Source organism: Clostridium saccharobutylicum DSM 13864, assembly GCF_000473995.1.
GTDB lineage: Bacteria > Bacillota > Clostridia > Clostridiales > Clostridiaceae > Clostridium > Clostridium saccharobutylicum.
In genome coordinates this window covers 2979753-2991881 of the sequence record NC_022571.1, presented here as the reverse complement: position 1 = coordinate 2991881, position 12129 = coordinate 2979753, and the positions used below count along the sequence as shown (strand labels likewise).

The 12129-nt window shown below is 29.9% G+C and carries 11 protein-coding genes; 10 read left to right on the top strand and 1 reads right to left on the bottom strand.

Annotation, left to right across the window (positions count from 1 at the left end):
• The first annotated feature begins 39 nt into the window (after positions 1–39).
• A complete protein-coding gene (gene spoIIM, locus CLSA_RS12830; protein ID WP_022746779.1) occupies positions 40–672 on the top strand; it encodes a stage II sporulation protein M in 633 nt (210 codons plus the stop codon).
• Positions 673–764: 92 nt separating this feature from the next.
• Complete coding sequence (locus CLSA_RS12825) at positions 765–1643, top strand: tyrosine-type recombinase/integrase (RefSeq protein ID WP_022746778.1); 879 nt, start codon at positions 765–767, stop codon at positions 1641–1643.
• Positions 1644–1934: 291 nt separating this feature from the next.
• On the opposite strand, the gene CLSA_RS12820 is transcribed toward CLSA_RS12825, so the two are convergent.
• The gene (locus CLSA_RS12820; protein WP_022746777.1) at positions 1935–3236 is read right to left on the bottom strand and encodes an MFS transporter; all 1302 of its coding nucleotides are present in this window, start codon (positions 3234–3236) and stop codon (positions 1935–1937) included.
• A 244-nt stretch (positions 3237–3480) separates the two neighbouring features.
• Here CLSA_RS12820 and CLSA_RS12815 point away from each other — a divergent pair, with 244 nt between their 5' ends.
• The 8 genes from CLSA_RS12815 (at position 3481) to CLSA_RS12780 (ending at position 12128) form a co-directional block, all read left to right on the top strand.
• Positions 3481–4170: a Crp/Fnr family transcriptional regulator gene (locus CLSA_RS12815; protein ID WP_022746776.1), complete on the top strand. Its 690-nt coding sequence runs from the start codon at positions 3481–3483 to the stop codon at positions 4168–4170.
• Positions 4171–4439: 269 nt separating this feature from the next.
• Positions 4440–5447 (top strand): anaerobic sulfite reductase subunit AsrA, encoded by a 1008-nt coding sequence (gene asrA / locus CLSA_RS12810; protein ID WP_022746775.1) that lies wholly within the window; start codon positions 4440–4442, stop codon positions 5445–5447.
• A complete protein-coding gene (asrB, locus tag CLSA_RS12805; protein ID WP_022746774.1) occupies positions 5448–6239 on the top strand; it encodes an anaerobic sulfite reductase subunit AsrB in 792 nt (263 codons plus the stop codon). It abuts the gene before it with no gap.
• 11 nt (positions 6240–6250) lie between these two features.
• The gene (asrC, locus tag CLSA_RS12800; RefSeq protein WP_022746773.1) at positions 6251–7231 is read left to right on the top strand and encodes a sulfite reductase subunit C; all 981 of its coding nucleotides are present in this window, start codon (positions 6251–6253) and stop codon (positions 7229–7231) included.
• 143 nt (positions 7232–7374) lie between these two features.
• A complete protein-coding gene (locus CLSA_RS12795; RefSeq protein ID WP_022746772.1) occupies positions 7375–9462 on the top strand; it encodes a molybdopterin oxidoreductase family protein in 2088 nt (695 codons plus the stop codon).
• A gap of 2 nt (positions 9463–9464) precedes the next feature.
• Positions 9465–9881, top strand: a complete 417-nt coding sequence (locus tag CLSA_RS12790) for a 4Fe-4S dicluster domain-containing protein (protein ID WP_022746771.1) — start codon at positions 9465–9467, stop codon at positions 9879–9881.
• A 48-nt stretch (positions 9882–9929) separates the two neighbouring features.
• The gene (locus CLSA_RS12785) at positions 9930–11156 is read left to right on the top strand and encodes an NAD(P)/FAD-dependent oxidoreductase (RefSeq protein ID WP_022746770.1); all 1227 of its coding nucleotides are present in this window, start codon (positions 9930–9932) and stop codon (positions 11154–11156) included.
• 18 nt (positions 11157–11174) lie between these two features.
• Positions 11175–12128, top strand: a complete 954-nt coding sequence (locus CLSA_RS12780; protein ID WP_022746769.1) for a TDT family transporter — start codon at positions 11175–11177, stop codon at positions 12126–12128.
• Position 12129 lies beyond the last annotated feature (1 nt).

The following is a 12129-nucleotide window of genomic DNA, read 5'->3' as shown; positions in this document are numbered from 1 at the left end:
ACATAGTATAAATTAGAGTAACGGAAGGAGGAATAAGAGATGAATTTTGCTATTGATAAATTGAATACTACATTTAAGGATAAGAAAGCCTATTTTTTTATTGTATTAATAATGTTTTGTTTAGGAATATCCTTTGGACTTTATACAGTCAAGTACATGGGGGTCGCAGATAAAAGTGATTTGATGAACTACTTCTTAAGTTTTACTAGTTCTATAGGAAATGAACCTGTTAATTATGGAAGCTTATTGTTTGAGGTTATTAAGAAAAACATGCTTCTAATTGTACCTATATTTATATTGGGATTAACTTTTTTTGGAGCGCCTATAATATTAATATTAGATTTAATAAAGGGTTTCACTTTAGGATATACGTTTTCTTTTATGGTGACTACTTTTGAAGGCAAGGGAATAGGACTAGCATTAGTATCTATCATTCCTCAAAATTTAATATACATTCCATGTTTCATAGGACTAAGTGTTATTTGCTTAGCTATGTCAACAGACAGGTTCAAAGAAAGGTTTTTTAAACGCGGGCAAAGCAAAGATTCCTGTTTGAATGGTGCATTGAATAAGTTAATTATAATTATAATATTATTTATAGCAGGTATACTAGTTGAAACTTATATATCACCAGGTCTTATAAAATTTGTGGCTAAGAGATTCTATTTATAAGTAAAATAAATACGTAAGAAACTTGAAATAAAAAAGGAAAAAAGGCAAATTTGTCGAATATAAATTATAATCAATGGGTATAGGAGAGAACGATGATAAATAGTATAAATAATTATAAAAATTATTTGCTAGAGAGTGGTAAAAGTGAAAATACTATATATGCATATGTAACTGATGTAAGTTTATATTTAAGATTTTTAAATAGAAAAAAGATTGATATATACAAGAGTGATAAACTAACAGTTATGTCATATATACAAAATCTCTTGAATCAAGGCAAATCAGAAAGATCAATTAATAGAATAGTAATAAGCCTTAGGAATTTTTACTCATATTTAAAGAATGAGGGCTTAATTAATGAAGTACCTAAAATTGAATATAAAAGCTCTAAAAACAATAGAAAATTACCACAAATTTTAACCATTGAGGAAGTAGATAAAATTATTAGAATAGTTGAAAAGGATTGCCCAAAGGGAATACGTGATAATGCACTATTGGAATTAATGTATGCAACAGGAATGAAGGTTTCTGAACTCATAGCCTTAAATGTTGAAGATGTTAATCTTGATTTGAATTTTGTAAGATGCACTGATAATAAACATTACGAAAGATTAATACCTATAGGTAGAAGTGCTTGTAAAGCATTAACAGAATATTTAAGTATAAGATATAAAATTGCGGATTGTGGTGTATCTAATCTTTTTGTAAACTTAAATGGTAATAAGCTAACAAGACAGGGAATTTGGAGAATAGTTAAAGAGTATGCTAGAAAAGCTGGTATTGATAAAGATGTAAATTTAAATACATTTAGACATTCTTTTGCAGTCCACTTACTTCAAAATGGTGCAAACGTGAGAGCAGTTCAAAAGTTACTTGGAAATCAAGTTTTAACATATATGGACACATATTATGAGATAATAAATAATGATAAAATTAGTTATATCTATATGCACACACATCCAAGAGCTTAAGATGAATAATTTGATAAAAAGATAAAAAGATAGAAATGCTAGTCATCTCTATCTTTTTACTGATTAGAAATAGTTTTAGCGCAGGAAGAAGTTATAGGTATGTTGAAATTGTTTATTATAAATAGAATGTTCTTCTCTTCAATAGTATTAATTTATTAACATGGTATGAAATGTATACATTATTTTGTAATTATTTTTTTATAATGAGTAAAAAATAAAGCTGAGATTTCTATTTTTTTAGATTCTCAGCTTTATAAAAATAATTATTGTTATTTATGTTAGTAATTTATTTTAAGCTGGTATGTTTTGTTTATTTGCCTTATTGATTAATGCTAATATAATAAGTGCAATTACAGCTAAAACTATAAATACTAAAAATCCCATTGAATAACCAGCCAAATTACTACCTGATTGATCTATAAAAGATGCCATTAATGGTGGTATCACAAAACCACCAAGTGCACCTATTCCTCCTATCCAGCCTGATGCACCTCCAATAGCATGAGGTACTGCCTTAGGCACTATCTTAAATACAGCTGCATTAGTAGCACCCATACCAATAGCCAGAATTAATATTCCAACAATTGAGAATGCAACAGATGAACTTAGAGTCATGCATACTGCTCCAATAAGCATTATGAAAAGTGAAAAACGTGCAGTTGATTCTCCACCTTTTTTATCTGCTATTTTTCCAGCATAAATTCTAGTTACGGAAGTTATAATTGAATAAAGAGCAGTCAACAAACCAGCAGATTTTATAGATAATTTAAATAAGCTAGTCCAATATGTAGGAAACCAACTTGTAAGTGCCATAAAACCTCCAAAAGTTGCAAAATATATTAAAACTAATGCCCAAGTCTTCCATGATTTAGCTGACATTCCTAAGCTTTCACTTATTTTGTTATTAGGAAATAATTCTTGTCCATAATCTTGTGATGCTATTTTTTTAGCTTCTTCTTTCTTTAATCCCTTTTCAATAAGTTGAAAATACCATGCATTTTGACCAATAAAAGAATATATTATTGTACCAACGATTAGAAAAATTAACCATGCTAAATATGAACCTGATAAGCCCCAAAGTGGAAGTGCTATATTAGGAATTATAACCATGAATATTCCAGGAGCTATATTACCAACTCCTCCATAAAGACCTAAAGCAACTCCTTGCTTGTTTTGAGGGAACCAGTATGATGTTTGGCTAACGCCGACAGAAAATGTAGCTATACCACAGCCGGATAATAGTGCAAGAATAAATAATATCCAATAATATTGACTTAAGTTTTCTTTAAAAAATGCCATTACGATATATAGTCCAAGCATTCCGATTATAGATAATATAAGTAAGACTATAAAAGGTTTTCTTCCACCAGTAGTATCAACCCAAGCAGCAAACGGTATCCTTAGTAGTGAACCAGATAGCGATGGTGCTGATACTAGTAAAGCAAGTAAAATTGGATTTATACCTGCAAAATTTTGTTTAAATACAGTAACTGTAGATCCATAAAGTGCAACAGCTGCAAATCCAATAAAAAAACCAACTGTAGCACCTGTAAGACCTTGTTTAGAGTTACCCCTTAGTTCCAAGTTATTCATATTATTCCTCCATTATATATGTGTATAATTATTTTCTCCATTCTAGCATATTTGAAGATATAGTACCGTGATATAAATCACGCATACATATTTTTAGATATGTTTATTTAAGGAGAAATTTACAAAAGAAAAAACTAATAATTTTAGGTGAAAATCGTTTTATATTATTTTGTTAAATTTCTCACAGAAGTATGATACAATATAAATTAATATTATTTTTGAATATGTTTAATAAGGAGTACATATGCAGTATAATGAAGAAGAACTTAGAAAATTGAAGGTTTTTTCTGATATATCAGAGAAGTCTATTTCTTTAATTGATAAATACGGAAAAATAAAAAAATATGTAGCAGGAGATATAATATTTTCAGATAAGGAAACGGTAAATATAATTTATATAGTTGTTAGTGGAACTGTATCATTATATAAAATTAATGAAAATGGACAAAAAAAAGTGATTTTTATTTTAGATAAAGGAAAAATAATCAATGAGGTAATAATTCAGGGATTACCATCCTCTGTTAATTGCGAAGTGTTTGAGGATGCAGAAATATTATCAATAAATAAATACAAATTGTTAAAGATAATGGAGGGTGATTTTCAACTTACAAAAGTAGTTATAGAATCATTAGCAAGTAAGGTTAGGCGTATGTATAGACAATTAAAAAATACACCCTCTTCTATAAAGATTGAAAAGAAGCTTGCAGCCAAAATATATAAGTTAGGAAAAGATTATGGAATTAACAGCAATGAAGGAATAATTGTTGATATGAACATAAGTATTACTTATCTTGCAGATTTACTTGGTAGTCAAAGAGAAACAATTTCAAGAGCTGTTAAAGTGTTACAAAACGCTGATTTAATTCATTATAAAGACAAAAAAATATTTATACCTAATTTGCAAAAACTTTCTGATTATTTCAAAACATCGTGATATATATCACGGTGTTTATTTTTTATTTTGTTTATTCTATTAGTATAGGCTAATTATAATAGCTAAAAGAATGTGCTATATCATCAAGTGAAACTTAATTTGGGTGGAGGAGATCACCATCTGAATCTTAGTTGAGCTTATACCCTCAAGGGGTACCTAGTCTAGGAGTGCACAGCAGTTATTTCTACTTTGTATAAGTTGAAACACTACGGATGTTAGCTATAGGATAAAAAGTGAAAAAATTAACAAAGAAAAAAAGGAGTGTTAAAATGGGATATAAAATAATTACCCAAGATGTAAATTCTCTTTTAAGTAAACTTTCTAAAGAATACTTAATTTATGCACCAAAAGTTTTTGAAGGAGATGGATGTTTTTCAGATACTGACACAGTAAGATATGGTGAAATATCAACAATAGAGGAAATCGTTTTTGATAGAAAATCTGATTATTCATTTAAGGAAATATTGTTACCTATAACACAAACTTTATTCTATTTTACAGAGGATGAAGTAAAAGTAGCAGATGCACCTAAAAAGGGAGCTATTGTATTTTTAAGAAGTTGTGATTTACATGCTTTAAAACGTATGGATCAAATTTATTTAAATAATGGTCCAGAAGATTTTTATTATAAAAGACTTAGAGAAAATACAAAATTCATTTTGATGGGTTGTAGTGAAACATTTGATAATTGTTTCTGCGTTAATATGAAAACTAATACGATAGATGAATATGATGCTTATATAAAAGTTAGTGAAGATTTTACATTAATAGATTGTAAATGGGACAAGTTAGATGACCTTATAAAAGAGGAGAAGTTTAAAGAAGAAGGAGTATCGGCAGATTTTGTTACAGAAAACAAAGTTAATGTAAATATATCAGATAATCTATCAACAAAAATTGTTGATTCAAAAATATGGGATGAGTATACAAGCCGTTGTATAGGTTGTGGACGTTGTAATTTTGTTTGCCCAACTTGTACATGCTTTACCATGCAAGACATATTTTATAAAGATAATGGAAAAGCTGGTGAACGTCGTAGAATTTGGGCTTCATGTCAAATTGATGGATATACAGATATGGCAGGTGGAATTACATTTAGAAAACCACAAGGTCAACGTATGAGATTTAAAGTTATGCATAAAGTTTATGATTACAAAAAGCGTTTTGGATATCATATGTGTGTAGGTTGTGGACGTTGTGATGATGTTTGTCCTGAATATATATCTTTCTCTAATTGTATAAACAAACTTGAAAATGCTATGAAAGAGGTGGAATAAATGAAGAATGAATATATCCCATTTTTATCAGAAATAAAAGAAGTTATTAAACATACTGAAATAGAGTATACATTCAGAATGACTTATGAAGGAGAAGTTAAACCTGGTCAATTCTTTGAAGTTTCACTTCCTAAGTTTGGAGAAGCTCCTATTTCAGTAAGTGGTATTGGTCAAGGAACTGTAGATTTAACAATACGTAAAGTTGGAAAGGTTACTAATGAAATATTCACAAATTATGTTGGAGATAAGTTATTTTTAAGAGGGCCTTATGGTAATGGGTTTGATGTAAAAGATTATGAAGGTAAAGAAGTGACAGTAGTTGCAGGAGGAACAGGACTTTCACCAGTTAGAGGTGTGGTAGACTATTTTGCAAATAACACTGATAAGTGTGAAACTTTCAATTTAATTTGTGGATTTAAATCACCTAATGATGTATTGTTTAAAGCTGATTTAAAAGAGTGGGAAAAAAATATAAACCTAATCTTAACAGTTGACAAAGCAGAAGAAGGTTATGAAGGTAAAACTGGATTAGTTACTACTTTTATTCCAAATTTGGAGATAAAAGATGTTAAAAATACAGCTTTTGTAGTTGTTGGACCTCCTATTATGATGAAATTTACAGTGGCAGAAATTTTAAAGAGGGGAGTTCCAGAAGAAAATATATGGATATCTCAAGAAAGAAAAATGTGCTGTGGTCTTGGTAAATGTGGACATTGTAAGATGGATGATACGTACATATGTTTAGATGGTCCAGTATTTAACTACACTAAGGGAAAACAATTAATAGATTAGGAGGTATAGTAATGGATATAAATACAAAGAAACTTAAAAAAAATGCCTTTAGAGTTTCTAAGGTTAGAGGTATTGGTGCTTCAAGAATTAGAGTACCAGGTGGATACTTGAAGTCTGAAATTTTAGGAATGGTGCAGGAAATAGCAGAAAAGTATGGTAATGGGATTGTTCATTTAACTTCAAGACAAGGATTTGAAATTGAAGGCATAAAATATGAAGACATGGAAGCAGTAAATGTTATGCTTAAACCTATTATTGAAGGATTAGAAATAAACCAAGTAGATAGTGAAAATGGATACCAAGCCTCTGGTACTAGAAATGTTTCAGCATGTATTGGTAACAATGTTTGTCCTTTTGCAAATTACAATACTGCAGAATTTGCAAAGAGAATAGATAAAGCCATTTTTCCTAATGATTTACATGTTAAAGTTGCTCTTACTGGATGTTCTAATGATTGTGCAAAAGCAAGAATGCAGGATTTTGGAATAATAGGTATGACAGAACCACAATATGAAGCAGATCGTTGTATAAGTTGTGGAGCCTGCGTTAAAGCTTGTAAAAAATTATCTGTAGGAGCCTTATCATTTGATAACTACAAAGTTGTAAGAAATACAGAAAAATGTATAGGTTGTGGAGTTTGTGTTACTAAATGTCCAACAAGAGCTTGGACTAGAAGCAAAGAGAAATATTATAAGCTAGCTATAATGGGGAGAACAGGAAAGAAAAATCCAAGACTTGCACAAGATTTCTTAATTTGGGCGGATGAAGAAAGCATTACAAAAATAATTTTAAACACATATAAATTTGCTGATAAATATATATCACCAGATGCTCCAGCTAGAAAAGAACATATAGGATATATAATTGACAGAGTTGGTTTTGAAGAATATAAGAAATGGGCATTAGATGGTGTTGAGTTAGGACCAAAGGTAATAAAGAAAGATTGTGTATATTGGAGTGGAATACACTTTAATTCAAACGACAATATATAATTATTAAATAATAAAAACATCATAATGTTCATAAAAAGTGATGAAATAAACTATAAGTTATTAGGAAATAAGGAATAAGTTAAAATTAATTCCTTATTTCTTTGAAATACTTAAAAACTAATTTGTGAAAAGAGGAATAATTTATGAAGAAAGTTCAATCCACTTGCAATTATTGTGCTTTAGATTGTAATTTAGACTTTTATGTTGAAGGCAATAAAATAATTAAAGTTGTACCAACAAAGGGTTATCCGGTTAATAATGGATTTTCATGCATTAAAGGACTCTCGTTAGATAAACAGCAGACAATAGTAAGAGAGTCAACATTGCCTAGATTTAAACAAGAAGATGGTTCAGTTAAAAGAATTCCATGGGATGATGCATACAAAATTGTTGCAGACAAATTTATAGAACTTCAACAAAAGTATGGAACTGAAAGTATTGCAGGTTTAAGCACTGGACAGTTAACAATGGAAGAGTTTTCTATATTTGGGCATGTGATGAGAAATCATTTAAAGACTAATGTTGATGGTAATACTAGACTGTGCATGGCAACAGCAGTAGTTGCACATAAGCAGAGCTTTGGATTTGATGCGCCACCTTACACGCTAAAGGACATAGAACTTTCTGATACAATTATATTAATTGGTGCTAATCCAGTTCTGGCACATCCTATATTATGGGATAGAATCAGAAGTAATAAAAATAAAAAATTAATAGTTATAGATCCAAGAAAATCAGAAACAGCTCAAAATGCTGATTATTGGTATGACCTTAAAGGAAAAACAGATTTAATATTACTTTATGCTATAGCTAATAAGATTATAGAAAATGGATATTTAGATAATGAATACATAAATAATTATACAGAAGGATTTGAAGACTTTAAGGAATTTGTTAAACAATACACTGTAGGAAAAGCAGCAAAAGCAACAGGTCTTAGTGAAGTTTCAATTTTAGAACTTGTAGAATTAATTCACAGTGGTAAAAGAGTTTCTTTCTGGTGGACAATGGGAGTTAATCAAGGATATGAAGCTGTTAGAACTGCGCAAGCTATTATTAATTTAGCATTAATGACTGGTAACATTGGTAAACCAGGTACAGGGGCTAATTCTCTAACTGGGCAATGTAATGCGATGGGATCTCGTGCATATAGTAATACGTCTGTACTTTATGGTGGTGGAGATTTTGATAATGCAGCTAGACGTGAAAGAGTATCAGAAGTTCTTGGAGTAGATGAATCTGTACTTGCAACTAAGCCAACTTTAACTTATAACGGAATTATTGAAAAAATAATCTCTGGAGAAATAAAAGGATTATGGGTTATATGTACAAATCCACGTCATTCATGGACAAATAATAAAACGTTCAAAGAAGCCATGAAAAAATTAGAGTTTTTTGTAGTTCAAGATATTTATGGTGATACTGATAGTTCAGAAGATTGTGATATGTATCTTCCAGTTGTTTCGGGTATTAAGAAAGAAGGTACTTATATTAATACAGAAAGACGTATTTCAGCTATGCGTCCAGCACTTGAAAAGTCTGAAGATGAACGAAGTGATTATGAAGTTATTTATGGTATTGGAAAAGCACTAGGAATGGGAAATCTTCTTGATAAGTGGAAAACACCAAGAGATGCATTTAACTTGATGAAGGAATGCTCTAGAAATATGCCTTGTGATATGACTGGAGTTACTTATGATGGATTAGTAAATTCTAAGGGAATACAATGGCCATTTAGAGAAGGGGAAGTTCTTGAGGATGATCAAAGACGTTTATTTGAAGATAATAAATACTATACTCCTTCAAAAAAAGCTAAGTTTATATTTGAAGAGGTACGTGAAAATCCATTACCAAATACAAAGGAATTTCCTTATACATTAAATACAGGAAGAGGAAGCGTTGGGCAATGGCATACACAAACTCGTACAAGGGAAGTAGCATTTGTTGAAGATGTTAGCATTAAAGATGCATATATCTACATTAATACTAAGCTTGCAGAGGAAATAGGTGTTCAGGAGAATGAAAATATTAAGGTTTCTTCTATAAATGGTAATTCTTCAGACTTTATAGCTAAGCTTACAGATAACATTAGATATGATGAACTTTACGTACCAATGCATTATTTAGAATGCAACAATTTAACACCATCTTTATATGATCCGTATTCTAAGGAGCCTTCATATAAGACTACTCCAATTAATATTAGTAAAATTGAAGTAGGAGGCAAATAATTATGAAAAGAATAAAAATTGATAGAAATAAATGTATTGGATGTTTAACTTGTGTTACAGCTTGTATTGTTAGTCATGAAAGCTGTGATTCGAGAAATCGTGTAACAATCGATAGTAAAACAAAGGCAGCACCAATTTTTTGTCGTCATTGCGATAAACCAGAATGTGTATATACATGCATGACAGGAGCTATGTCTGAAAATAAAGAAACTGGTTATGTTGAATATAATAAAGAACGTTGTGCAAGCTGTTACATGTGTATAATGGCATGTCCATACGGAGTGCTAAAAAGTGATAGAATTGAGCATAAAGAAATCATGAAATGTAATATGTGCACTCATCGCAGCGAAAATAATGAACCAAATCCTATGTGTGTAGAAAAGTGTCCAATGGGTGCAATAACTTTAGAGGAGGCATAAAGATTAATAATCTTTACGTACTAACAAGGAATACAGGGGGATAATCTTATGAAATATGTTGTATTAGGTGCTTCGGCATCAGGAATTAATGGAGTAAGGCAGCTTAGAAGCTTAGATAAAGATGCTGAAATTACATTAATATCAAAAGATGATAAAATTTATTCTAGATGTATACTTCATCACTACATGGAAGGAATTCGCGACATAAAAAAACTTAAATTTGTTGAGGATGATTTTATAAATAAAAATAATATAAAGTGGCTTAAAGGCGTTGAAGCTACTAAAGTTGATGTGAGAACAAAGAAAGTTATAGTTTCTAATGGAGAAGAAATTGAGTTTGATAAGCTGCTTATAGCAACAGGATCTAATACATTCTTTCCACCTATACCAAATTTAAAAGAAGCACCAAATGCTATTGGTTTCCGTAATTTTGATGATTGTGAAAAAATAATGGAAATGTCAAAAACTTGTGATAATATTGTAGTTATGGGAGCAGGACTTGTAGGGATAGATGTTATTTCAGGATTAACTCATACAGGTAAAAGTGTAGCTCTTGTTGAGATGAAGGACCATATGCTTTCAATTCAGCTTGATAAAAAAGCAGCTTCAGCTTATGAGAAAGGTTTTGAAAGCAAAGGTGTTAAGCAATATTATGAAAAGGGAATTAAAGAACTGATTGTTGATGAAACTGGTAAAATAACAGAAATATTATTAAGCAGTGGAGAAAAAATTCCTTGTGATTTATTAATAGTTGCAGCTGGTGTTCGTGCTAATGTAAGTTTTTTAGAAGGTTCAGGAATTGAAACGGATAAGTTTGGACTTATTATTGATGAAGGTGGACAAACAAATTGTGATTATATCTATGGTGCTGGTGATGTTACAGGAAGAAATCCTATTTGGCCAACAGCTGTTAAAGAAGGAATTATTGCTGCAAATAATATGTGTGGAGTAAAAAGTGAAATGACAGACTTTTTTGCAAGTAAATCAACAATGAACTTTTTAGAAATTCCTACAATGTCTCTTGGAATTAATGAACCTTTAGATGAAACTTATATGGTTGAAATAGAAAGTGATGATAATGGAAATTATAAAAAGATAATACATAAGGATGGTAAGATTTACGGAGCTATTCTTCAAGGAGATTTATCTTATGCTGGAGTTTTAACTCAACTTATTAGAGCACAAATAGATATATCAAAGGTTAAGAAATCAATATTTAAAATTGATTACTCAGACTTTTTTAATATTCAAGAAAATTTTGAATTTACGTATTAGAAGAAGAGGCACTTACATATGAAGAAAAAATCGCTTTTTCAACGATTAGAGAATTTACCAGTTCCAATTCTTCAAACCATGGTAGGTCTTGCAACACTTTCTAACATATATTTAACTTTAGGATATACTTTCATAAGACATATTACTATGTGGATGGTAACTATTATTTTAATAACTTACATAGTAAAAATTATTTTTTATTTTGATACATTTAAGAAAGAATATTCTAATACTATATATGCTAGTATTTATTCAGGATTTACAATGCTTACAATGATTTTAGGAAGTTATTATTTTGACTTTAATCCTTTGCTTGGAAAAGGCATGTGGTTTATAGGGATTTGCATACATGCAATACACATTTTGGTTTTCACATATAGAAATGTAATTAAAGGTGTAAATAAAGATACTTTTGTTCCTAGCTGGTTTGTAACTTATAATGGTATAATGGTGTCAACAGCTATTGGTGGAGTTATGAATGAACCAATAATTGGAAAGATAATTGTATACTATGGTATTTGTATATTTGTATTTATAATTCCATTTATGATATACAGATTAATAACCACACCAGTTAAGGATGGAATGTATCATACTAAAGCAATTTTAATTGCACCATCAAGCTTATGTGTAGTTGGTTATTTAAACTACATTAAGGAACCAAATTTAATTTTATTATATGGATTATATACAGCTGTAATATTAGCAGTGATATTTGTACTTTATAAGATACCAAAGTTTTTTTCTTACTCATTTACACCAGCATTTGCAGGACTTACATTCCCAATGGCTATAGGAATAGTTGCATCAACTAAAATGTCAGCATTCTTAACTACAGAAGGCTATCCAGTTGTTGGAGGTATAGTAAAGGAAATATGCGGTATACAAATTTATATAACTACAGCTATTTTTGGATTTATACTTTATAATTTCTTAAAGATGTTATTTGGTAATTGCAGTTGTAAAAAATAAA

Excerpts from the sequence above, each read along its gene's own strand:
- spoIIM (WP_022746779.1), top strand. The coding sequence starts at position 40 with ATGAATTTTGCTATTGATAAATTGAATACTACATTTAAGGATAAGAAA.
- CLSA_RS12825 (WP_022746778.1), top strand. The coding sequence starts at position 765 with ATGATAAATAGTATAAATAATTATAAAAATTATTTGCTAGAGAGTGGT.
- CLSA_RS12820 (WP_022746777.1), bottom strand. The coding sequence starts at position 3,236 with ATGAATAACTTGGAACTAAGGGGTAACTCTAAACAAGGTCTTACAGGT.
- CLSA_RS12815 (WP_022746776.1), top strand. The coding sequence starts at position 3,481 with ATGCAGTATAATGAAGAAGAACTTAGAAAATTGAAGGTTTTTTCTGAT.
- asrA (WP_022746775.1), top strand. The coding sequence starts at position 4,440 with ATGGGATATAAAATAATTACCCAAGATGTAAATTCTCTTTTAAGTAAA.
- asrB (WP_022746774.1), top strand. The coding sequence starts at position 5,448 with ATGAAGAATGAATATATCCCATTTTTATCAGAAATAAAAGAAGTTATT.
- asrC (WP_022746773.1), top strand. The coding sequence starts at position 6,251 with ATGGATATAAATACAAAGAAACTTAAAAAAAATGCCTTTAGAGTTTCT.
- CLSA_RS12795 (WP_022746772.1), top strand. The coding sequence starts at position 7,375 with ATGAAGAAAGTTCAATCCACTTGCAATTATTGTGCTTTAGATTGTAAT.
- CLSA_RS12790 (WP_022746771.1), top strand. The coding sequence starts at position 9,465 with ATGAAAAGAATAAAAATTGATAGAAATAAATGTATTGGATGTTTAACT.
- CLSA_RS12785 (WP_022746770.1), top strand. The coding sequence starts at position 9,930 with ATGAAATATGTTGTATTAGGTGCTTCGGCATCAGGAATTAATGGAGTA.
- CLSA_RS12780 (WP_022746769.1), top strand. The coding sequence starts at position 11,175 with ATGAAGAAAAAATCGCTTTTTCAACGATTAGAGAATTTACCAGTTCCA.